Annotated in this window: 25 protein-coding genes; 18 read left to right on the top strand and 7 right to left on the bottom strand. The window is 36.2% G+C overall.

Annotation, left to right across the window (positions count from 1 at the left end):
* Window positions 1–6: 6 nt before the first annotated feature.
* From mnmE to rpmH, 6 genes are all read right to left on the bottom strand, one after another.
* Window positions 7–1,401 carry a tRNA uridine-5-carboxymethylaminomethyl(34) synthesis GTPase MnmE gene (mnmE, locus tag EDC37_RS00195; protein WP_132546857.1) on the bottom strand — a complete coding sequence of 465 codons (1,395 nt, stop codon included), beginning with the start codon at window positions 1,399–1,401 and terminating at the stop codon, window positions 7–9.
* A 302-nt stretch (window positions 1,402–1,703) separates the two neighbouring features.
* On the bottom strand, window positions 1,704–2,342 hold the full coding sequence (gene jag, locus EDC37_RS00200) for an RNA-binding cell elongation regulator Jag/EloR (protein ID WP_132546858.1): 639 nt from the start codon (window positions 2,340–2,342) through the stop codon (window positions 1,704–1,706).
* A gap of 18 nt (window positions 2,343–2,360) precedes the next feature.
* Window positions 2,361–3,029, bottom strand: a complete 669-nt coding sequence (locus EDC37_RS00205) for a YidC/Oxa1 family membrane protein insertase (protein WP_132546859.1) — start codon at window positions 3,027–3,029, stop codon at window positions 2,361–2,363.
* Window positions 3,030–3,055: 26 nt separating this feature from the next.
* On the bottom strand, window positions 3,056–3,268 hold the full coding sequence (gene yidD, locus EDC37_RS00210) for a membrane protein insertion efficiency factor YidD (protein ID WP_132546860.1): 213 nt from the start codon (window positions 3,266–3,268) through the stop codon (window positions 3,056–3,058).
* Window positions 3,261–3,629, bottom strand: coding sequence for a ribonuclease P protein component (rnpA, locus tag EDC37_RS00215; RefSeq protein ID WP_132546861.1), 369 nt, complete (start codon window positions 3,627–3,629; stop codon window positions 3,261–3,263). The genes yidD and rnpA overlap by 8 nt, the downstream gene beginning before the upstream one ends.
* A 122-nt stretch (window positions 3,630–3,751) precedes the next feature.
* Entirely contained in the window at window positions 3,752–3,886 is a 135-nt protein-coding gene (rpmH, locus tag EDC37_RS00220) for a 50S ribosomal protein L34 (RefSeq protein WP_132546862.1), read from the bottom strand.
* A gap of 505 nt (window positions 3,887–4,391) precedes the next feature.
* Here rpmH and dnaA point away from each other — a divergent pair.
* From dnaA to EDC37_RS00270, 10 genes are all read left to right on the top strand, one after another.
* Window positions 4,392–5,801 carry a chromosomal replication initiator protein DnaA gene (dnaA, locus tag EDC37_RS00225; RefSeq protein WP_132546863.1) on the top strand — a complete coding sequence of 470 codons (1,410 nt, stop codon included), beginning with the start codon at window positions 4,392–4,394 and terminating at the stop codon, window positions 5,799–5,801.
* Between the two features lie 245 nt (window positions 5,802–6,046).
* Window positions 6,047–7,165, top strand: a complete 1,119-nt coding sequence (gene dnaN / locus EDC37_RS00230; RefSeq protein ID WP_132546864.1) for a DNA polymerase III subunit beta — start codon at window positions 6,047–6,049, stop codon at window positions 7,163–7,165.
* Window positions 7,166–7,266: 101 nt separating this feature from the next.
* A complete protein-coding gene (gene recF / locus EDC37_RS00235; protein WP_132546865.1) occupies window positions 7,267–8,382 on the top strand; it encodes a DNA replication/repair protein RecF in 1,116 nt (371 codons plus the stop codon).
* A complete protein-coding gene (locus tag EDC37_RS00240; protein ID WP_132546866.1) occupies window positions 8,376–9,287 on the top strand; it encodes a DciA family protein in 912 nt (303 codons plus the stop codon). The genes recF and EDC37_RS00240 overlap by 7 nt, the downstream gene beginning before the upstream one ends.
* Entirely contained in the window at window positions 9,288–9,527 is a 240-nt protein-coding gene (gene remB, locus EDC37_RS00245) for an extracellular matrix regulator RemB (protein ID WP_132546867.1), read from the top strand.
* Window positions 9,528–10,487: a glycosyltransferase family 8 protein gene (locus tag EDC37_RS00250; protein WP_132546868.1), complete on the top strand. Its 960-nt coding sequence runs from the start codon at window positions 9,528–9,530 to the stop codon at window positions 10,485–10,487.
* A 112-nt stretch (window positions 10,488–10,599) separates the two neighbouring features.
* A complete protein-coding gene (locus EDC37_RS00255; protein WP_132546869.1) occupies window positions 10,600–10,950 on the top strand; it encodes a PTS glucitol/sorbitol transporter subunit IIA in 351 nt (116 codons plus the stop codon).
* 205 nt (window positions 10,951–11,155) lie between these two features.
* Complete coding sequence (gene sucC, locus EDC37_RS00260) at window positions 11,156–12,325, top strand: ADP-forming succinate--CoA ligase subunit beta (protein WP_132546870.1); 1,170 nt, start codon at window positions 11,156–11,158, stop codon at window positions 12,323–12,325.
* 23 nt (window positions 12,326–12,348) lie between these two features.
* Entirely contained in the window at window positions 12,349–13,251 is a 903-nt protein-coding gene (sucD, locus tag EDC37_RS00265) for a succinate--CoA ligase subunit alpha (protein ID WP_132546871.1), read from the top strand.
* A 295-nt stretch (window positions 13,252–13,546) separates the two neighbouring features.
* Window positions 13,547–15,160, top strand: coding sequence for a peptide chain release factor 3 (locus EDC37_RS00270; RefSeq protein WP_132546872.1), 1,614 nt, complete (start codon window positions 13,547–13,549; stop codon window positions 15,158–15,160).
* Between the two features lie 111 nt (window positions 15,161–15,271).
* On the opposite strand, the gene EDC37_RS00275 is transcribed toward EDC37_RS00270, so the two are convergent.
* Window positions 15,272–16,612 (bottom strand): threonine/serine exporter family protein, encoded by a 1,341-nt coding sequence (locus tag EDC37_RS00275; protein ID WP_231040008.1) that lies wholly within the window; start codon window positions 16,610–16,612, stop codon window positions 15,272–15,274.
* A 249-nt stretch (window positions 16,613–16,861) separates the two neighbouring features.
* Between EDC37_RS00275 and EDC37_RS00280 the strand changes: the two genes are divergently transcribed.
* The 8 genes from EDC37_RS00280 to EDC37_RS00315 all read left to right on the top strand — a co-directional run bounded on the left by EDC37_RS00280 (window position 16,862) and on the right by EDC37_RS00315 (window position 23,967).
* On the top strand, window positions 16,862–17,737 hold the full coding sequence (locus EDC37_RS00280) for a LysR family transcriptional regulator (protein ID WP_132546873.1): 876 nt from the start codon (window positions 16,862–16,864) through the stop codon (window positions 17,735–17,737).
* A gap of 136 nt (window positions 17,738–17,873) precedes the next feature.
* Window positions 17,874–18,755, top strand: a complete 882-nt coding sequence (locus EDC37_RS00285; protein ID WP_165874426.1) for a DMT family transporter — start codon at window positions 17,874–17,876, stop codon at window positions 18,753–18,755.
* A gap of 39 nt (window positions 18,756–18,794) precedes the next feature.
* Window positions 18,795–19,463, top strand: a complete 669-nt coding sequence (locus EDC37_RS00290) for a hypothetical protein (protein WP_132546875.1) — start codon at window positions 18,795–18,797, stop codon at window positions 19,461–19,463.
* A 4-nt stretch (window positions 19,464–19,467) separates the two neighbouring features.
* Window positions 19,468–20,298: a DNA-formamidopyrimidine glycosylase gene (mutM, locus tag EDC37_RS00295; protein ID WP_132546876.1), complete on the top strand. Its 831-nt coding sequence runs from the start codon at window positions 19,468–19,470 to the stop codon at window positions 20,296–20,298.
* Between the two features lie 19 nt (window positions 20,299–20,317).
* Complete coding sequence (gene coaE, locus EDC37_RS00300; RefSeq protein ID WP_132546877.1) at window positions 20,318–20,932, top strand: dephospho-CoA kinase; 615 nt, start codon at window positions 20,318–20,320, stop codon at window positions 20,930–20,932.
* On the top strand, window positions 20,925–21,545 hold the full coding sequence (locus EDC37_RS00305; protein ID WP_231040009.1) for a lytic transglycosylase domain-containing protein: 621 nt from the start codon (window positions 20,925–20,927) through the stop codon (window positions 21,543–21,545). Before coaE ends, EDC37_RS00305 begins: the two co-directional genes overlap by 8 nt.
* A gap of 183 nt (window positions 21,546–21,728) precedes the next feature.
* Window positions 21,729–22,691 (top strand): aspartate carbamoyltransferase catalytic subunit, encoded by a 963-nt coding sequence (locus tag EDC37_RS00310; RefSeq protein WP_132546878.1) that lies wholly within the window; start codon window positions 21,729–21,731, stop codon window positions 22,689–22,691.
* Window positions 22,675–23,967 (top strand): dihydroorotase, encoded by a 1,293-nt coding sequence (locus tag EDC37_RS00315; RefSeq protein WP_132546879.1) that lies wholly within the window; start codon window positions 22,675–22,677, stop codon window positions 23,965–23,967. Before EDC37_RS00310 ends, EDC37_RS00315 begins: the two co-directional genes overlap by 17 nt.
* Window positions 23,968–24,020: the final 53 nt, after the last annotated feature.

Below are 24,020 nucleotides of genomic sequence, written 5' to 3' on the forward strand. Positions count from 1 at the left end.
CCTGTATTATTTGCCAATACAAAAACGGCTAAAAATCTCGTCAATTATATCCTCATTAACCGTATCACCTATAATATCCCCTAGCTTTTCCCATGCAGAACGCAGGTCTATCACCACAAGGTCTTCTGGAATATCATTATCAAGACTCTTCATGGCATCCTCAAGATGCTGACCTGCTTTCTTCAATGCCTCCAGCTGATAAATATTATTAACGAACTCACCTTCATTATAGACTACATTTCCTGCATAAACCTTCTCTTTTATAGTCTCTACCAACTCTTTAATGCCCTCTTCTTGGATTGTAGATATATGTATTATTTTACTATCAGAACACTGTTTTCTTATATAGGATTCATCCAGATTCTGCACCAAATCACTTTTATTTATAACGACAACGGCATTCTTTTTCCTTATTAACTCTATTATCTTTGTATCCTCAGCCGTCATTGCCTTTGCCCCATCGAACAAGGCTAAAACGAGGTCGGCCCGTTCTATATATGAGCGTGCTTTATCCACACCGATTTTTTCTACTTCATCATCTGTCTGCCGTATGCCAGCTGTATCAATTATTCGCAACGGTATGCCGTCTACATCAACATACTCCTCTATGCTGTCGCGTGTGGTTCCCGGTACATCTGTAACAATAGCCCGGTCAGAGTGCAAAAGCCTGTTCAAAAGGCTGGACTTTCCCACATTAGGTTTCCCAACTATTGCCGTAACAAGTCCTTCATTTAAAATACGGCCCGTTTTTGCGCTTGAAATCATCGTATTTATTTTAACTTTTAATTCTTCGATTCTTTCCATAACCTGAATGTTATCTATATTATCGACTTCTTCTTCAGGAAAATCTATGGCAGCCTCATAATGGGCAATCATTTCCAATAGCGCATCCCTTATTTGGCGTATATTAGAAGAAAAATAACCTGATAAGTGCCCAGTTGCGACCCGCAGCGAGGCATCTGTTTTGGCCTTTATTATATCCATCACAGCCTGTGCTTGTGCCAAATCTATTCTGCCATTCAAAAAAGCCCTTTTCGTAAATTCACCAGGTTCTGCCAGCCTTGCGCCCCATTCAAGCAGAAGCGACAATATTTTACGCAAAGGCATTATACCACCATGGCACTGTATCTCTACCACATTTTCTTTCGTATAAGAATGCGGTTCCCTCATCAGGATGCAAATAACTTCATCAATTATATTTTTAGTTTTGGGATCACTTATTTTACCATATACAGCACGATAAGAACGCCTGTCTGCCAAAGCCCTTTTATTGGCAGCAAGAAAAATTTTATCCACCATCTGAATTGAATCAGCCCCACTGACGCGAATAACCCCTATTCCACCTTCGCCAAGCGGCGTGGCAATAGCAGCAATCGTATCATTTTTTTCCTTATATACCAATTTCTTCCTCCATCATATAAAATCCCAATAAATAAATTATTTACTTAATAAAATGCAATTTATTTTTCTATATTTGAATAAGCAATGGCTGTCCATAATAACACCAAAGTTTACTTTTTTGTAGATTTACTTAAAATTTTCCATTCTGGATAACCAACCGTATTATTTTATATTATAGCAGATAATTAAAAAAGCCGCCCCTCATTTTGGACAGCTTTTATGTAAAACTTCATAATGCAATTAAAGCAAATCTAAACTATGTTAAATACAGCCTATTAAATAAAATAGACCAACACCTAATATTATTTACTTCTCTTTATGTCAATAACAACTTTGCGATGCGGTTCTTCACCATCACTATAAGTGATAACATCCGCTTCTTCCTGTAAAGCCATATGGATTATCTTCCGTTCATGTCTGTTCATCGGTTCCAAAGACATTTTTCTTTTAGAAGCCCTAACTTTATCGGCAATACGCCATGCCAGATGTTTTAAAGTATCTTCCCGCCGGCTTCTGTAATCTTCTACATCAAGGATAATATGCTTTCTATTTTCATCAGCGCCCTTATTTGCTGCCATGTTAGTCAGATACTGAAGGGCATCAAGCGTTTGACCATGCTTGCCGATCATTATCCCCATGTCCTGGTCACTGTTTAAATCAAATATACATCCATATTCCGATTCTTTTTTATTTATAGTTACATCCATATTCATAGCTGCAAATATTTTTTCTAGAAAATCATATGCTTTTTCTTCAGGAGCGATTTCTTTCACGCTTGCACGTATCTTTGCTCCCTTGTTGCCTATAATACCAAAAAACCCCTTCGAAGGTTCTTCCAGTATTTCAAACGACACTCTGCTTTCGGGCAAACCCAAATCCCTGAGTGCGTTCTGTTTTGCTTCTTCTATACCTCGTCCTGATACTTCAATAACTTTCGCCATATTAGTAAGAAGCCTCCTCTACTTAGTTGGCTGTCCTTCTTCATTACGGTACATCCACCATTGCTGTATTACCTGCATAATATTCATTACTACCCAGTATAAAACCAATCCTGCCGCAAATTTAATACTTATCCAGCCAATAAATATTGGCATCGCAACCATCATAACCTTCATCTGCGCTGCCTGCGCCGACGATTTGGATGTCTGCCACTGTGTAATAAGAGTAGTCAATGCCGATAAAACGGGCAATATATATAAAGGATCTGGTAAAGCCAGATTCGGCACCCACAAAAACGCTGGGTTATTATCAAAATGAACGCTTTGCAAAGCATAAAACATCGCCATCAAAATAGGCATTTGCGCTATAAGCGGTAAACAGCCTGCTAAAGGATTAACGCCTGCTTCCTTATATATCTGTCCCATCTTTTGCTGAAGCTCTTGGGGTTTACCTTTATATTTTGCCTGCAACTCTTTTATCTTCGGCTGCAGATCCTGCATAGCCTTCATTGATCTTACTTGTTTTACCGTAAGCGGATATAACAGCATTTTTATAACTATCGTCATCAATATTATGGCTAATCCATAATTGTCCAAACCTATAAGTTGTGTCAGAGAATAAAAAAAACCCAACACAATTTCCAATATCTGTACTATCGGGTGAAATAGCGAATCAAAAAATCCACTCAATTCATCACATCCTAAATTAAATTTTATTATTTAACGGGATCATAACCGCCCTTATGGAATGGATGACAGCGTAATATACGCTTTATCGCCATAAAGCCGCCCTTTCTTACCCCATATTTTTCAATTGCAATAACAGCATATTCCGAACAAGTAGGAATATATCTGCAGGAAGGAGCCGTTAACGGAGAAATATAGTTACGGTAAAAATATATCATATTAAGCACTATTTTTTTAACCATTCTTTACCGGCACAACTTTCCATATCTTTGCCTTTTTACACAATCTACAAAAAGATTTTTCGATAATTTTATAATCGGCAGTTACTGCCGCTCTACGTCCAACTATTAGAATACAACAGCCAAATTGAATATTTTTTTTATTTTTCCGATAAATTTCCCTTAAAATCCTTTTTATATGATTCCTAATAACGGCATTGCCCAGCTTTTTACCAGCAGCAAAGCCAACCTCATGATTATATTTGTTGTTTTTTGCAATATGTATCACTATATAGCGGTCAGAAAAAGTCTTCGCCTTCTGATAGATATATTGGAATTCCTCATTATATTGCATTACTATTTTTTTCGATAATTTTTGATTCATACAGCTCCATATAAATAGGGCCAACAATCCCCGCAGCGTTTGCCCGGGGATGCTTCCCTGCGCACGATCAGTTCTATTAAAGACTACACAAATTCTCAGATAATCTATGTTATGTTTCGTGCTTATGCAGACAATTTCTTTCTGCCACGGGCGCGTCTTCTTTTCAGAACTAACTGTCCACCCTTTGTTTTCATACGTTCACGAAATCCATGCGTCTGTTTTTTCCAATGAGTATTGGGTTGAAAAGTCATTTTCATTTTACACACCTCCTTAAACTGATAAAATGACAATTTGCTATATGAAATTATAGACTACGCGGCTTATAGTGTCAACAATACAAAATAATTATTGATAACTTTATCTGCTTTTGTTAATATGATATATACATATCCACATATTTATCCACATATTTTAAAATTATCCACATAACTTATCAACAACCTTATAAATACCTAACTAATCAGTATTTTTTCCTTTAAAATATTTCTCTAGCCCCCAAATACAGGACTTTAGAAAATTTAAAGTTATCAACAACTGTGCATAACTTTGTGGATAACTTTTTTTATTCAATAAAAGCTGCTTAATCAATATTTATTACAAGGCTTAAATATTTCCTCATTTTTATATGCGCACCACGCGTCATTTTCTTATATATATTTATTAATAATTATTACATAGCCAGATTAAGCAGGTTCAGTTTAAGCAGTTTATACATAAAATTGCCATCTGCTTCAACTCTTATAGACAGAAAGGATCTTTTTAATGGAGAACGCACAACTACATGCTACTTGGGAAGAAATACTAAAAAAATTAGAAAACTCCCTTTCAAAAATGGTATGTGACACATGGCTTAAACCCATAAAACCAATCGTATTGACTACTACCTCACTGGAGCTCGGAACGCCAACTGATTTTTCCAAAGATTGGATTGAAAAACATTACATGCAGCTCATTCTCGACGCAAGCTATGAAGTTACAAAAGCTAAACTTGACATAATTATAACAAGCTTTCATTTACAGGATAATTCACAAGAAGAACAAACACAAATTCCTTTGATTTACACAACACCAACAGCCAATAAAACTGAAGAACCGCCTGCCGCGCCACCAAGAACAACTTCGCCCTTACCAATAACTCCCGGCGATTCTTCATCACTTAACCCCAAATACACTTTTGAAACATTTGTAACAGGTAATTCCAATCGTTTTGCCCATGCAGCAGCCTTAGCCGTGGCAGAATCTCCTGCCAAAGTCTATAATCCTTTTTTTATGTACGGCGGTGTCGGCCTTGGCAAAACACATTTAATGCACGCAATAGGCCATAAAATACTGCAAAATAACCCTGATATGCGTGTTTTATATATATCGAGCGAAAAATTCACAAACGAACTCATAAATTCTATACGCGATGGGAAACCAGAAGCGTTTAGACAAAAATACAGGAATATTGATGTCTTACTTGTAGATGATATTCAATTTCTCTCAAAAAAAGAACATACGCAGGAAGAATTCTTCCATACTTTTAATACACTGCATGATGCCAATAAACAAATAATTATTTCCAGTGACCGCCATCCAAGAGAAATCCAAACTTTAGAAGACCGCTTGCGCTCACGTTTTGAATGGGGCCTGATAACTGATATACAGGCACCTGACCTTGAAACACGTATAGCGATTCTACGGAAAAAAGCATTACTCGAAAATTTAACCGTACCAAATGACGTAATGGTCTATATAGCCAGCCGTATAGATAATAATATCCGTGAACTAGAAGGCGCGCTGACAAGGGTAATGGCCTTTTCTTCCCTGAATAAGCAGATAATCACAAAAGAATTGGCTGCCGAAGCACTAAAAAATGTATTCACAAACAACGAAAGCCGCACAGTAACCCTCGAACTCGTACAAGAAATAGTTTCATCTTATTTTAAAATAGATATTTCTGAACTGGTTGCCAAAAAAAGGACAAGGAACTTGGCATTTCCTCGGCAAATAGCCATGTACCTATGTAGAGAATTAACCGACTCATCATTGCCGCGTATTGGTGAAATTTTTGGCGGCCGTGACCATACTACAGTTATCCACGCTTATGATAAAATCAGCCAAGAGCGTAAAACTGACAAGAAATTAGACACAACAATTAAAGAGTTAACAAAACGCATTAAAAATATCTAAAACCAGACTTATCCACAAAATGTGTATTATATATGTATAATATGTTAATTATCTGTGCATAAAAACGAATAATTTCTTTTAATGTGCACTTGTGGATTAAAAAGGTGAACTTATCAACAAGTTACTAACACCAAAGAACCTTACCCACAACGATAAAAACATACTTATCAACATGTTCACAGCCCCTACGACTACGACGACTAACTTTATATAAATATATATTAATAATAAATAAGGAGAACAAAATGAATTTTATATGCACCAAAAGTGACCTTTTACAAGCCATTCAGATAAATATAAAAGCCATATCAAGTAAGCCACAAATGCCTATTTTATCAGGCATTTACATACATGCAGAAGATAATACATTAGACATTGAAACAACAGATTATGACATAGGCATAATTTGTAAAATACAAGCTGACGTGAAAGAACCAGGAACAATAGTTTTACCGGGAAGATATTTTGCCGATGTTATAAAGACATTACCTGGGGATAACATCGAAATTTCTTCAGACACTGAACAAAACACTATTAATATAAAATCAAACACAGCTAAATTTAATTTACTAAGCATGTCTGCTAATGAATTCCCTAAAATAAAGAAACTTGAAAGCGAAAACAATTTATCGATCAGGAGTAATATCTTAATTGACCTCATCAAGAAAACCTCCTTCGCCTGTGCAACTGAAATGATCAGGCCAGTATTTACAGGTTGTCTGCTTGAATTAAACAATGCGGAACTTACCATGGCAGCAACAAATACACATCGCCTTGCCATAAAAAAAGAAATCATGGATGATAACAATATAGACCTTTCGGCAAAATTCATCATCCCTGCTAAAATACTAAATGATTTGGCAGCATTACTAGTAGCCGATATCCCAATTGATGTAAATATAAGTTATTCACATAACCAAATAAGCTTTACTTACGAAAATATATACATCGTTTCCAGACTGATAGAAGGACAATTCCCCAATTACAATACGGTTATCCCGCCAAGTTTTTCCTCATCTGTACTGATCAAGACAAAAGAATTACAAGGAGCTATCGACCGTGTATCCCTTATATCGCGTTCGAACCAATACAATATAATCACACTTGCCTTTGATACGGACAACCTGCTTTTATCCTCAAACAACCCAGAAATAGGTAAAGCCGAAGAAAATATAGATATAAAACTCAATGGCCAGCCGATGAATATTTCCTTTAATGCTAAATATATATTGGACATATTAAAATACATCGATTCAGAAAACATTACCTTTTCCTTTAACACAGAGGTAAGCCCAGCTGCCATAAAAGCGGTCGGTGATGATATGTTTATTTATGTGGTTACTCCTGTACGAAAAGCTGTTTAACAAAATAAAACTTCTTATGCGCTAATCTCTTTTGAGAAAAAACAACCGCATAAGAAGTATTTTTTTCTATTATTATTAAAAGTAAATTGTAGGATATAGCTATGAATATAAAAAATATGCTTTTAAAAAACTTTCGCAGTTATAAAGGACTGCAGCTGGAATTTTCACCATCCTTAAATATATTTACAGGAGATAACGCACAGGGTAAGACAAATATAATAGAGGCTATATATTATGCGGCATTAGGCACATCATATCGAATAAAAAATGACGCAGACCTAATAGCCTGGCAAGAAAACGAAGCAGTTATAAATATTAAGTTTTTAAGAATGGATATCGAAAATAATGTTAAATTTTATTTAAACAAAATAAAACGGCGGCAGATAATATTAAATGGTGAAAATATAAGACAAAGGGAACTGCCGGGAAATATAAAAATAGTAATGTTTTCTCCTGAAGATCTGCTATTGGTAAAAGGCGCACCTAGTTTACGGCGCAGATTTCTAAATATAGAATTATCTCAAACTGATATTTTTTATTATGATAATTTAGTAAAATATAATAAAATAGTAATTCAAAGGAATAACCTTTTAAAAAAAATACGCGAAAAAAAGCAAAGTATTAATTTACTGGATGTATGGGATGAGCAGCTTTTTGACGTAGCTGTTTTCATATGGAAAAAAAGATATGAAGCTGTAAAAAAATTATCAGATTTTGCTGCTGTCATGCAGAAAAATATTTCTGATAATAAAGAAATACTGACAATGAATTATAAAATACATAATATAGATCTTTTAAATAATGATATTGCTGATCTAAAATCTTTGTATAAGGATAAAATACGACAAAATCGTATGGAAGATATCAGACGAGGTTCCACAGGTATAGGGCCGCACCATGATGATATAGAACTTTTTATAAATGAAATTAATTTGAAAAATTTTGGTTCACAGGGACAGCAGAGGACTGCTGTTTTAGCATTAAAATTGGCAGAATTGGAATATATTAAAAATACCTCCGGCCAATATCCTATCCTTTTATTGGATGATGTAATGAGTGAGCTTGACGAAAAGCGCAGGAAAAAAATGGTATTATTTTTTAAAGATAAAAAAATACAGACATTTATCACTGCTACGGATATTTCTATGTTTGATGACATAAAAGATGCTAGAATTTATAGTGTATCGTTAGGACATGCAGAGGTAATAAAATGTTAAAAAGAAAATGGAAAAATACTAATTTTGCTACTGTCGGCGAAATAATGCCGAGAGCTTTAAAGCATCTGACGAAATCTCCTGAATATAAGCTTTATCTTATAAAATTTTATTGGGAATCGATTGTGGGAAAAGAAATAGCTGAACATGCAATACCTAAAAATTTTGCGTTTGGCGTTCTTTATATAGGGACTTCAAGCAGTGTCTGGGCGAATAATCTTCTTTATATGAAATTTGATATCATAGATAAAATAAATAATGCTTTAAAATATAAATTAATAAAAGATATACATTTTACTTATGGTAAAAAGGGTAGTAATAAAATTATTCCAACCAGAATAAAGGATAAAAGAGATATAAAGAGAATATTAGCCAATACAGAGTTATTACCGCAGGAAATTTCTGCTATCGAATCGTCATGCGGCAAATTGGAAGATAAAGATTTGGCTGCCAGTATGAAAAAGATTTTAATTATAAATGAAAAAATAAATAAAGTTAAGAAAAAAAATAAATGGCATAATTGTAAAAACTGCAATACCTTATGTCCAGAAGATGAGATCTATTGTGATATCTGTAAACGAAAATTAAAAAATGGAAGATATGCCCAAATACGAAAAATACTTTTAACGAAACCATGGGCTAGATATGGGGAAATAAAAGAATATATAGAAGGCTGCTCGGCAGAAATGGTAAATGCAGCGAGAACGGATTTAGTCCAACGTATGACAGCTAATTTACAGATAACCTCCTATGATGATATTCAGCTGCAAACGCTCGTAATGTTATATAGGGCACTGCCGCCTGAACAGATAAACCGCAAGACCGTAAAAGAAAATATAAATCGTTTGAAATACGATTTAATATATAATGAGATGAAAAAATTAATGAAAAAAGAGGAGGAAAATTAATTGTTTCTCCATATAGGGCAAAATATAGCTATTCCTTTAAAAGATATAATTGTTATTTATGATATTAAGAATAAGCATGACGATAATTTTCTTTCAAGTGCGAAAAATAATATTAAAGACATATCTAAAAGTTCTCCTAAATCATGTATAGTAACAGATAATAAAATTTATATATCATCAATATCCGCAGCAACTTTATATAACCGCTCGATCGGGAAAAATTTTTATGGTGATGAATAAATGGGCGAAAAGAATATTATAAATATAGCATTGGGGGTCGATAATAAATATTTTCCTTATGCTGGTATTTTAATGACTTCTATTTTGTTAAATTCATTGGGCAATAAGATAGTATTCCATGTAGCCATGAATGAAAAAATATCTGTTGCCAATGAAAAGAAAAAAGATTTTTTTAATAATTTGTATAAAAATGCACAGATTAAAATATATGATCTAACGGCTGTTGTCGATGCGTTGCCCGAATTGTCCTTATATACGGATAAACGTTTTAATAAGGCGATATTGCTAAGAATTTTACTTCCAGAGGTCTTAGCCGATGATATAGAAAAGTTAATTTATCTGGATGCTGATATATTGTGCATTGGTGATATTAAAAAGTTATGGGATATGCAAATACCAAAAAAGTATATAATAGCCGCCAGTCAATACAAAAAAAGACATGGCCCTGAGCAGGTAAAAAGATTGGGTTTAAAAACTGATAAATATTTTAATTCCGGTGTTTTAGTAATAAATATGGCATTATGGAAAAGAAAAAATATAACAAAATTGATTACAGCCTGCTATAGTGAGTTTTATGAATTCTTTTTATTACCTGACCAGGATGCCATAAATGTAGTATTGCAGAATAATATATATGATCTTCCTTATAAATTTAATAGAATGCTGGCACCAAATGATCCAACTTTAGATTTTAGGGAGAAGGATGACATATTATTACATTTTGTAAATGAAGCTAAGCCTTGGTTAAAAGGAAATACGCCTGTAATGGAAAAATTGTATGAATTTTATGTTAATCAGTCAATATGGAATGATATGCAGTTTTTAGAACCGCAAACACCTGAACTGATGCTTCTCGCAGGAAGAAATTATGAGGAAAAGGGCGATTACGAAAATGCTGCCTATTATTACGGAAATGCGGCTAAGGAGTTAATGAAATTTTACATAAAAATGAATAAATAAAATTGATGTAAGAGAATATTCATATAGTCATTATTTATTTTTATATGAGGCTAAATTATTTTCTAATTTTATTTAATTGTGGTATAATAATAAAAAATAAGGCGGTGTAGAAATGAAATATGCATTTGTGGTTGTATCCGTTGGTGAAAATGTGTTAAGTCTTTTAAAAACAAGCAAATGTGTGACTATTGTAAATGAAGGGTGCAGCGATGGGTTGGCCGCAATGTCTATTGTGCATACAAAGGAAAAACTTGAAGAAAATATCACCCCAGGAGATACTCTTGAATGGGGTTCATTAAAGTTCAAGATAACCGACGTAGGCGCGGACGTTAATAAAAATTTGGCGGATATTGGACACTGTACTATTTTATTCAATAGTAAAGCTTTTTTACCAGGGCAGATAACTGTCGAAGGATCGTATTTTCCCAGTTTTAATAAGGGTGAAACTGTGAAGATATACTGATTGCTGTTTCATTTTTAGTCTTGGGCAAAGAATATTTTATTGTTTGCTGTGAAGCATTGTACAGCGGCAAATAATAAAGTATAATTTGATAAAGATTAAATATTTTAAGGCCGTTTTTATTTTTTTTGTGAAAATTTACAATATATTATATCTTGTAATTTTTTGCAGCGATACAGCATAAATTTTAATGGATTGGGGTGTTTAAATGAATATTCATGAGTATCAAGGTAAAGAAATTCTTCGTTCCTATGGCGTATCTGTTCCTGAAGGTAAACCTGTATTTTCTGCCGAAGAAGCAGTAAAAGCTGCTAAGGACCTCGGAAAAGATGTAGTTGTTGTAAAAGCACAGATTCATGCTGGAGGACGAGGAAAAGCCGGTGGTGTAAAAATCGCCAAATCTATTGCAGAAGTAGAAAAATATGCAAAAGAACTTTTAGGAAAAGTTTTAGTAACTAAGCAGACAGGTCCTGAAGGTAAGAAAGTAAATCGCCTCTTAATAGAAGCTGGCTGCAAAATAGGCAGAGAATTATATTTAAGTTTCACAACTGACCGTAATACAGCTCAGACAGTTATGATCGGTTCTGAAGCAGGCGGTATGGAAATAGAAGAAGTAGCCTCATCTACTCCAGATAAAATAATAAAAGAATATATAGATCCGTTTATTGGCCTTGCACCTTTCCAGGCACGTCGCATGGCTTTTAAATTAAACATTGAACCTGCTGTTGTCAATAAAGCAGCTGCTTTGATGATGGGATTGTATAAAGTATATGTAGATAAAGATTGTTCTCTTGCTGAAATAAATCCTTTGGTTATAACAGAAGATAAAAATGTAATGGCACTTGACGTAAAACTCAATTTTGATGACAGTGCTCTTTTCCGTCATCCTGATATCTCTGCATTACGTGATGAATCTGAAGAAGATCCAAAAGAAAGAGAAGCTGCTGCGTTAGGGCTCAATTATGTAAATTTAGGCGGCAATGTTGCATGCATGGTTAATGGTGCAGGACTTGCTATGGCTACAGTGGACATAATTAAACATTATGGCGGAGAACCAGCTAACTTCCTTGATGTAGGCGGACAGGGATCAGCAGAAGATGATGCCAAAGCATTTAAGATAATGACAGAAGATGGCCAGGCAAAAGGAATTTTTGTTAATATTTTCGGCGGCATAAACAAGTGCGATATAATTGCTGAAGGTATTATTGAAGCTAATAAAATGCTTAGTCTGAAAATTCCTATCGTCGTACGTTTGGATGGTACAAATGTAAAAGAAGGTCGGGAAATCTTAAAGAAAGCTAATATTCCTAATGTCATCATGGTCGAATCAATGACAGAAGGCGCGGAAAAAGTCGTCGAATTAGTTAAAAAAGCTTAATTGACAGAGGGGGGAATTTTTTAATGGGAATTTTTATAAATAAAAATACTAAAGTTATAGTTCAAGGGATTACCGGAAAACAGGCTCTTTTTCATACGAAGAATATGCTCGCCTATGGAACTAAAATAGTAGGCGGTGTAACACCGGGAAAAGGTGGACAAACTGTAGAAGGTGTACCAGTATTTAATACTGTTGCAGAAGCAAAAGAAAAGACGGGAGTAAATGCTTCGGTTATTTTTGTGCCTGCTAAATTCGCATCAGATAGTATTCTGGAAGCTATAAACGCAGAATTAGACGTTGTAGTTTGTATAACAGAACATATTCCTGTTGCTGATATGGTAAAAGTTCGTCGTTATTTAAAAGGCAAAAAGACACGTATGATCGGACCTAACTGCCCAGGAATAATGACTACTGATGAATGCAACATCGGTATTATCCCAGGTTCAATACACAAAAAAGGTCATGTTGGCATAATCTCCCGTTCAGGAACTTTGACTTATGAAGCTATGTATCAGATGAGCAATGCCGGTATCGGCCAGACTACTATTATTGGTATAGGCGGAGACCCTGTAAAAGGAACTGACTTCATCGATGTTTTGGAATCCTTTAATAAAGATGACGAAACAGAAGCTGTACTGATGATCGGTGAAATCGGCGGAACTGCAGAAGAAGATGCTGCTAAATGGATAAAAGCCAATATGAAGAAACCTGTAGCTGCTTTCATAAGCGGTCGTCAGGCGCCTCCGGGCAAACGTATGGGCCATGCTGGAGCTATTATTTCAGGCGGTAAAGGTTCTGCTGCCGATAAAATAAAAGCTTTGAATGCTGCTGGAATTGAAGTTGCGGACACTGTTGCCCATATGGGTGAAACAATGGTCAAGACTTTGAAAAAAGCAGGAATATATGATAAATGTCACAATTGCTGATAGAAATATTTTTGTCAGTAGATAAATTTTAAATTAAAGAATTAGCACCTATGGTATACAGCGAATAGAAATAACATAATAACATACGAGACACGGTAGATAATTGCTTATTATTTATCGTGTCTTTTATTTTATGGCTATATTATGATTTTGCAGCTCATTTATGATAAAATAGTAAAGTGAGTTTTTAGTTCAACGGATTTTCCGGTGAACTTTTAATTATGTTTAACCATATGGCTATAAAATATAGATTAGATACTTATTACAATAAGGGTTATATAAAAGGGAGATATTGATGGAGCAACTGCATAATGAAATAAAAAAAAGGCGCACATTTGCTATAATATCACATCCAGATGCTGGTAAAACGACACTTACAGAAAAATTGCTTTTATATGGTGGGGCCATACATTTGGCTGGTTCTATAAAATCAAGAAAAGCACAAAGACATGCTGTGTCAGATTGGATGGAAATAGAAAAGCAGCGTGGTATATCTGTAACATCAAGTGTGCTGCAGTTTGACTATGCGGACTGTCGTATAAATATCTTAGATACTCCCGGGCATCAGGACTTCAGTGAAGATACTTATCGTACATTGATGGCAGTAGACAGCGCTGTAATGGTCATTGATGCTGCAAAAGGAATAGAAGCGCAGACGAAAAAGCTTTTTAAGGTATGTAAACAGAGGAATATTCCTATATTTACTTTTGTCAACAAATTGGACAGATTTGGCAAGGCGCCGCTTGATTTAATGGCAGAAATTGAAAGTGTTTTGGGAATACGCGCTTATCCGATGAATTGGCCTATTGGTATAGATGGTCAATACCATGGTGTATATGACAGAAGAAAAAAACATGTAGAGCTTTTTTCGGCGGATGATTCACATGGGCAAAAAGAACGTGAGTCTGCTATTTATTCTATGGACGATAAAGAAATAATAAATAGAATTGGCGAAAATGAATACCAAACGCTTTTAGGTGATATAGATCTTTTGGATGAAGCCGGGGAAGAATGGAATGATGAAAAAGTCTTTCATGGTGAATTGACGCCGATGTTTTTTGGTAGTGCTATGACGAATTTTGGCGTGAGAAATTTTTTGGAAGAATATCTGCGTCTGGCGCCGGCACCTCAACCACATGAATCGACAGCAGGCACTATAATGCCGGAGGATGAAAAGTTTTCGGCATTTGTCTTTAAAATCCAGGCAAATATGAATCCTGCGCATCATGATCGGTTAGCTTTTATTCGTATTTGTTCCGGTAAATTTGCACGTAATATGCAGGTTTTCCATGTACAGGGAGATAAAATCATAAAACTTTCCCAACCGCAGCAGTTTTTAGCGCAGGACAGGCAGATAATAGACGAGGCTTATCCTGGAGATATAGTGGGACTGTTTGATCCGGGCATATTTGGTATAGGTGACACTATTTGCGATATTAAGAAGAAATTTAAGTTTGCTGATTTTCCAGTATTTCCACCGGAACGTTTTGCGCGGGTCGAAGCTAAGGATACAATGAAGCGTAAGCAATTTATAAAAGGAATAACGCAATTGACGCAAGAAGGGGCAGTCCAATTGTTTGAACAGCCCGGTACCGGTATGGAAAGTTACATAGTTGGCACAGTTGGCCAATTGCAGTTTGAGGTTTTGGAGTATCGTTTAAAAAATGAATACAATGTTGATATAGTGATAACTATGCAGCCTTTTGAAGTGGCAAGATGGCTGGAATTTAGCAATGGGGCACCTGTAACTCCTGAGTCCTTGCATGGGGCAGATAGAGGCATGTTCGTTAAGGATATGAAGGGCAGGCCTGTCTTGTTAGTGAATAATGAATGGGCACTTGGCTGGATAACAGAAAATAATCCCGGACTGGTGCTGCATAATGTACCACCTGATAAAAAAGAAGCATAAATACTATATCATTATATAAAACTTAAAAGAAGTCACTGCACATTGACGAAATGCGCAGTGACTTCTTTAGGTTTTTGTAGAAAGATATTAATAAATTGCGTACCATACTTTTTATAGTAAATTGGTGTCAAAAGTAGTATTATTCCTTTTTTGTAAAAGAACCATATATTTTTTCTTTTTTCTGCGGGCAAGGTATTTTCTGGCAAAGATATGGGGAATAGCTACGCCTATCGCTATTGCCAATATAGTAAGGCTGGCAATGACACCGCTTTGGAATACTTGAATGAGCGATGTTGTATCGAGGTCATTTATATTTATTAAGCCGAACATTAGTCGGTACATGAATACACCAGGTATCATGGGAATAACAGAGGGGAGTGTTATGACATGCATTGGTGTATGGACATAGTGCACAGCTTTTATAGCTATGAAACTAACCACCATGGCACCGGCGAAGGAACCGGCAGCCAACCCCATATTTAAATCGAAATTTATAAAGTTTCTGGTGCATACGGAGATCACACCGCCCAATGCAACCACCCATAAAAGGCGGCGGGGAACATTAAAAATAGTAGAAAAACCGATTGAAGCGATCGCGGCAGCTATGCTGTAAATAAAATAAGAGCTGTCAGGGCGAGTACTCAATGTTGTGAAGTCCTTTACCTGGCAAAGTTTTATGGCGAGTACGATACCAAAGCTCATACTGCCTACCATCAGTATAGTGTTTACCGCCCGTGTTATGCCAGAAACAATGTAGTTGTCCAGCAGGTCATCAACAGAATTGATTAAGGGGATACCAGGCACGATGAATAGGGCACAGGCTAAAAGGGGATGCCACGGGGTGGCTGAACCGGGAATAAAATGAGTCATATAGGCTAAAATAGTTGCTGCAAAGGAAGAAATAGCTATAGATGCATAAGCATTTATGTCTAATTTGTTGCAGTAAGTGCGGATTATAAAACCTATGGAAGCGCATATAGCAGTATAAAAAAAGGCGAGCCAGTCACAGCCAAATAATTTGCAGAAGCCGCCGCAGGCAAGTCCGGCACCTATAGCAATGAAGCAGCTTGTATATTGTTTTTTTAAGGTAAGGATTTTATTTAGTTTATTTTCATATTGGTCTAAAGTATAATCTTTTTCTATTGCCCGCCAGGAAAGTTTGCTTATGGCGGAAATCTTAGACATATTAATGCCATGCCTGATACATTTTTGGAACTTCGTTATTGAATGGTTGCCGTCACTTATATTAATCATAATAGTGGTGTAGGTGATGTGAATATGCAGCATTTCAGCTGTTATGCCCATGAAAGCAGCTACTCTTTTCATCGTCCTTGTTATGCGGTTTGTGTCAGCAGCATTTTCCATAAGTATTTGACCCGTTTTTAAAATGAGGAGAAGTTTTCTGCCAATTTCAAAATACGGATCTTTCATATATACTTGATTATTATCCATAAATATCATATCCTTTAATATGTATAGTGTATACATAATGTAAAGCTGAATTAAAAAAGTGTCAAATGTTAATAGAAAATCTTATCTATTCCATAAAGTAATAAATAAAATTTTCTGGAAAAATAAACATAAAAAAGCTATAATTTATATATAATATAAATTTTTAGCATATTTACTTAGCTGAGGTTATTACTATGTAAGGATTAATCTATGCAAAAATATCATAGATTAAATAATAAGGAGATATAAATGGAGCTTCAACAATTGGAATATTTTTTATCAATAGCGCATATTGGAAATTTTACAAAGGCTGCTAAGGCTGTATCGATAACCCAATCAGCATTGAGCCGGTCGATAATACGCTTAGAAAAAGAATTAGGTGTGCAGTTACTAAACCGTAATACTAAAGAAGTGACACTTACCAGGTATGGAGAAATGCTTTTAACACACGCTGAACGCATCGTAAAGGAAGAAACGGCAGCGAAGATGGAAATAGATAAACCTGATAAGCAGATAATAAACCTGTCTTTTCTCCATTCTTTAGGAAGTTATATAGTACCGCGCCTTATTAGTAGTTTTCGGCAAACGCATCCAAGCTGCAAATTTAAACTAAACCAAGATAACTCCACTGTCCTTACAGAACTGCTCGTAAAGGGAAAGACTGATCTATGTATATGCTCAAATCTTTTGATGAATGAAACGATTGGCTGGCTCCCCTTATGCTCGGAAGAATTATTTGTGATAGTGCCCCTTAACCATCCTCTTGCTAAAAAAGACAGCGTAAATCTGCAGGACATTGCCGATGAGTCTTTTATAACTTTAAAACCCTTTTATGGTTTGCGCCTTTTGGCAAACCAGCTTTTTGATATGACTGGTGTCACACCGCATATTGAATTTGAGGGAGATGAGATAGTTACCGTAGCCAATTTAGTTGCTGCTGACCTTGGTGTGTCGCTCATACCGAAAATTCCGGGAATGGATCGCTTGAATTTAAAATTTTTACACTTATCGTCACCGCATTGCCGCAGAACTATTGGCATAGCATGGGATACAAGTAAAATGCTTTCTCCTTTGGTTTATGAATTCCAGAAGTTTGCACTTGACAGTTTTGCTGATGAACGGTAAAATTCGAGTTTATTGATTTTATATATCTGGTATGTTAAAATTTTGTTTATAGTAGATAATCAAGGTCGCAGTTATGATATACTGCGACCTTTGTTATTGGCGTGAATGTTTTTTATAGTTAAGTGAGATGAACAAATTGTTTAATAGAGGACTAGTTTTTGCCATGGGAGCTGCTCTGGCATTCAGTATAATGAATATGCTAGTAAAAGAGCTTAGCTTTTCAATGGGCAGTGGGGAAATTGTTTTCGGTAGAAGTATTATTGGTATAATAATATTATTACTAATAATGAAGAAGTTCAATATAAAGTTTTCTAATAGGGATATTTCGGCTTTGGTTTTTCGTGGCGCGGCTGGTGGCCTTAGTATGTTTTTGATTTTTATAGCTATTTCCGGTATGCATTTGGGAGATGTGGCTATACTTCAGCAGTTATCAGCAATTTTTGTTCTTTTTTTATCAGCAGTTTGGCTTAAGGAAAAAATACCTGCAAAAGCGATTCCACCGCTTGTGGTAATAATACTAGGAACGGTTTTACTACTTCGGCCGTGGGAATACAATTCTTTTTCAATATATGCAGTGTTCGCTATTATGGCAGCATTTTTAGCGGCAATGGCATACGTTACGATTAATAGGCTGTTTAAAAATGGTGGACATAATTCATGGGAAATTGTTTTTTATTTTCTCCTTTGCAGTACGTTTATAGGTATGGCTGCCATGCTGAAAAATTTCCATTATCCTAATAACCATGAAATGATTTTACTAGTGGCAATAGGTCTATTTTCTCTTTTAGCGCAAGCTTTGATGACACAGGCATATGGTCTGACAAGTGCCGTATTCGTAAGTTTTGTGCTATATCTTGGTGTCTTTTTCAATGCTTTGTGGGGATATTTGTTCTTTGATGAAATCATGCATGCATTGTCAATAACAGGAGGGGTATTGATAATAGGTGGTTCAATACTTCTAACGATAACAAAGAATAAGCTTCGTAAAAAAAGAATAGATGTTATAAAGAAAGAATGAATTTCGTAAAGAAAGTAGCACTTGAGAAAGGCTGTTTTTATGAATAAGGGAAAAAATAAAATTTTAGCGGGAAAAAGACTGTATATTTTCTTATTTTTTATCGCAGTATTGGCGGGCAGCGGTCTTTTTTATTATTTTTATTGGATGAGAACACCACAATATGCCGTAAAAATAGTAGCTGATGCTGTAAGTAAGCACGATACGGAAACGTTTTATAAATATGTAGATGTTGATAGCGTTTTAGATGGGGCTTACGATGATTATTTTACAGTTTATTTTGCGGAAGATCCTTTTATGAGTAAAAACCCTATCAAAAATTTTGCTGCCGTATTAGTAAAGATGGCTAAACCGCTTGCTGTGTCTGAAATGAAAAAGAAAGTTGATTATTATGTCAAAACAGGAAACTGGCAGGAGGAAAATACCGGGCAGGATAATAATGAAGCAGCTGCCCTAACAGGGAAAAACAGTGATATAACCGGTTTGGCAGCAATAAAGGATATGCATTTCCAAAAGATAAAATTTACTAAAAAAGAGTCTGATAAAGCGATTGTCGGCCTGGCATTTACTGAGGACGGAGAAAAAGATGAAACAGTAATAAATATAAAAATGGAAAAACAGGCTGATGGAGTATGGAAGGTTGTCAGTATAGATAATATGAAAGAGTATGCTGAAAAAATAATTGCGAGAAAAGCGAGTAAAGAAGGTTGAGTTTATGCCGGAAATGCCTGAAGTAGAAACTATACGGCGTACGTTAGCCAAAAATATATTGGGAAAAAGAATAGAACATATAGATATATTATTGCCCAGGCTTATAAAGTTTCCTGAGCCGGATTTATATAGGCAACGTCTTACCGGACAGAAAATAGTAAAAATGCGCCGTGAAGGTAAATATCTTGGTATGCAGATGGAAAATGGCATTATGGCTATCTTTCATTTGCGGATGACGGGACGGCTTTGTTATTTTAAAGATGGGCAGCAGGAAGATAAGTATGCAAAAATTATCTTTTATCTTGATAATGGTGCCAGGCTTATTTACTCGGATATGCGTACTTTCGGTACTCTATACGCAATAAATGATAAGGAACGAGAAAAAATAAAAGGCTTATATGAACTCGGACGGGAACCTTTGGCAAAAGATTTTACGACTGAGTATTTATTGGCAAAGTTGAAAAAGAGCAATGGTAAGATTAAAATGTTTTTATTGAACCAAAAAAATATTGCGGGCTTGGGTAATATTTATACTGATGAAGCATTGTTCCTGGCTGGAATAAATCCTGAGCAGATATGTTCAGCAATAAGCAAGGAAAAAGCAGAAAAGCTGCATAATTCAATAAACCAAGTAATAAGTGCCGGAATAAACGACGGAGGAACCACTTTTCGCGATTATGTTAATGGTGAAGGAATAAAGGGAAAACATCAAAATAATTTGTTTGTTTATGGACAGGCTAAAAAGCCATGTAAAAAATGTGGTACAATAATAGAAAAAATAAAAGTCGGCGGGCGTGGTACATGTTTTTGCCCTAAATGTCAAAAATTGAAATGAATTTTGTAAGGATTATAAGATGTATAAAATTGGTTTGACTGGTGGTATCGCTTGCGGAAAATCAACGGTGTGTTCTTTTTTGCGGCAGGCGGGAGCGGATATAATAGATACGGATAAAATAGCCCATGAGTTATCATTGCCCGGACAGGTTTTATGGCAGGCATATGTCGAACATTTCGGCAGGAAAATCCTGGGTGCGGATGAAAGTCTTGATCGACGCATGATTGGCAATATTGTATTTACTGACAATAGTGAAAAAGAATGGATAAATAATGTAAGCCATCCCCTTATTTTACAAAGGGTGCAAAAGCGGATAGAAGAGTTGGCTAATAAAAAGAAAAAAGTGGTCATTATCGATGTTCCGCTGCTTTTTGAAACGGGCTGGGATAAGTATGTCGATGAAAAATGGGTAGTTTTTGTAGATAAAAAAACACAAGTAAAACGTTTGATAACGAGAAATAGATATAGTTTTGCTGAGGCCAAAAGGCGTATTAGGGCACAGATGCCTTTGGCGTGTAAAGTGAAGCAGGCGGATAGGGTAATTAATACCAGCTATGAGATTGCAAGAAACAAGAGGCGGGTTTTTAGATTATGGTATTCTCTGCTGAAAAGGCTGGAGTATAAAAATGAATGATAACAGCAGATCAGCAATAGATTATTTGTTGAGCGCGGCACAGGGATTTATCATTATTATGATATTTTTGTCTGTAGTTTTTGTGGGTATTTATGAAGGCTTGCAGACGCATGTGATAGAAAAAGTGGAAAAAAAATATTTTTATCCTTATCCGTATGAAGAAGTAATAGATAAGTATGCCAGACAATACAATGTTGATAATTCGCTTGTTGCGGGAATAATTCTTGCTGAGAGCCGCTTTTCCCCTGAGGCTAAATCACATCGCGGGGCTATAGGCCTTATGCAGATAATGCCGGAAACTGGTGCTTGGATAGCTAATAATATAAATGACCAAGGCTATAACGAGAATAAACTTTATGATCCGGAGACGAATATACATTATGGTGTATGGTATTTGTCGTTTTTGATGAAAGAGTTTGGCAATAATGAGATTTTAACAGTGGCTGCTTATAATGCGGGACATGGACAGATTGAAGAGTGGAGCAAGCTTTATGGATGGCGGAAAAACGGGTTTTACGATTATACGCAAATTCCTTTCAAGGAGACACGTGATTACGTCCATCGGGTATTTGACAATAAAAAATCATACCAAAAATTATATGATAAAAAATGATTAATACATTTGACAAATAAACTTCTTCTATGATATTATTTGAACGATATCAATACAATATTGGCCCTTTAATAAAATCCAGCGAGGTTGAAAGGGATATCTGATCTATTTAATGGGATAGCTATACGCTTTCTTGTGCCTTGCGCATGAGAAAGCTTTTTTTATATATGAAAAGGGGCGGATATGGTGGAAAGTAAAAATGTTTCGCTGCGTGGTAAAAATGTTCTTGGTTTAGAATATTTTTCTGCTGATGAAATCGAACTGGTTCTGCAAACTGCTAAGGAAATGAAGAATATTATCAAAAGGGACATAAAAAAGGTTCCTACACTGCGCGGTAAGGCCATAGTAAATTTATTTTATGAACCAAGTACGAGGACACGCAGCTCTTTTGAACTTGCAGGTAAGTATCTGGGCGCCGACGTTATAAATATAACTGCGGGTTCAAGCAGTATCGTTAAGGGAGAAAGCCTTCGCGATACCCTCCTCACAGTTGAAGATATGGGCATTGATGCCATCGTTATGAGACATAAAGCCGAAGGGGCTCCCGAATATGCCACAAAAGTGGTTAAGGCGGCTATAGTTAATGCCGGAGATGGTGCACATGCGCATCCTTCGCAAGGTTTGCTCGACCTGTTTACTATCAGACAGTATAAGGGCGGATTTAAGGGAATAAAATGCGCTATAATAGGCGATATCCTGCACAGCCGTGTTGCCCGGAGCGATATATGGGGTATGCGGAAAATGGGCATAGAAGTGCATTTGGCGGGGCCGAAAACCTTGATACCGCGTTTTCTTTATAAGGAAAAAGGAATTTTTATCCATGACCGTATTGAAGATGCTATCGAAAATGCCGATGTCATAAATGTTTTAAGAATTCAATTAGAAAGACAAAAATCAGGACTTTTCCCTTCGACAAGAGAATATGCCCGTATTTTTGGTCTGAATGATAAGCGGTTAGCTTTAGCGAAAAAGGATGTTTTGGTAATGCATCCTGGACCGATGAACAAAGGCTGGGAAATTTCACCTAAGGTTGCCTACAGCAGTAATTCTGTTATTCAGGAACAGGTAAAAAATGGGGTGGCTGTGCGCATGGCCATTTTAACGCTTATTTTGACAGGAGGAAAAGGCAATGAAGTTATTGCTTAAAGGTGGCAGAGTAATAGATCCGGCCAATGGTTTGGACAAAATTGCTGATGTTCTTATAAAAGATAAGAAGATAGCGGAAATAGCAGCAGATATTCAGGCAGATGATACGACTAAGGTAGTTGATGTAACGGGGAAAATTGTTACACCAGGCCTTATCGATATGCATACACATATGCGGGAACCGGGACAGGAAGCAAAAGAAGATTTTGCCTCCGGTTCACGGGCAGCAGCAGCGGGTGGTTATACGACGATAGCGACAATGCCGAATACGGAACCAGTCGTTGATAGAGCAATTTTGATAGAAGGATTAAAACAGCGGGCTAAAGAAGCTGCTGTCGTCAATATAGAAATAATAGGGGCGTTGACCAAAGGGCAAAAGGGAGAAGAATTGGCAGAAGTAGGCGATATGTGCCAGGCAGGTGCTGTAGCTTTTTCCGATGACGGCCATTATGTACAAAATTCAAAGGTATTGCTTAACGGCCTTGATTATCTGCGCACTTTTGACAAAATCATCATATCGCACGCAGAAGAAACTACTTTGGTAGAAGAAGGCGTTATGAATGAAGGTAAAAGAAGTGCGATGCTAGGGATGAAAGGGCGTCCTACAGTTGCTGAAGATATAGCGGTCATGAGAGATATTTTGCTTGCTGAATATGCCGATGCGCGGATCCATATAGCGCATATCAGCAGTAAAAATGCTGTCGAACTTGTGCGCCAGGCAAAAAAACGCGGAGTAAAAGTGACGGCTGAAGCTACACCACATAATCTTACATTAACTGAAGATATGGTGGATATAGCAGATTCCTCGATGAAGGTCAATCCGCCACTGCGTACAGATGAAGATGTAAAAGCTGTGCAGGAAGGGCTTGTCGACGGAACTATTGATGCGATAGTAACAGACCATGCCGCCCATGCCGAAGAAGAAAAAGACAGGGAATTTAGATACGCGCCAAGCGGTTTTCCTGGCTTGGAAACAGCAGTAGGCGTTCTTTTGACGGATTTGTACCATGCGGGAAAAATCACTTTGCCGCTGTTGATAGAAAAGATGACAGCTTCACCGGCTAAGGTATTTAAACTGAAAAAGGGGACGTTGAGTAAAGAAGCGCCTGCTGATGTTACGGTTATAGATACTGAAGCGGAATGGATAGTTGAAAAAGAAAAGTTTTATACAATGGGGACTCATTCCCCTTTCATTGGCAGAAAACTTAAGGGAAAGCCGATAATGACAATTGTCGATGGTAGAATAATTATGCAAAATGGTATAATTATAGATTAAAATAGATTATAATATATTCTAAAGGCAGATTGTGTAAAATGCAGCTGTCTGCT

It is taken from the genome of Pectinatus cerevisiiphilus (genome assembly GCF_004341685.1).
Classification (GTDB): domain Bacteria; phylum Bacillota; class Negativicutes; order Selenomonadales; family Selenomonadaceae; genus Pectinatus; species Pectinatus cerevisiiphilus.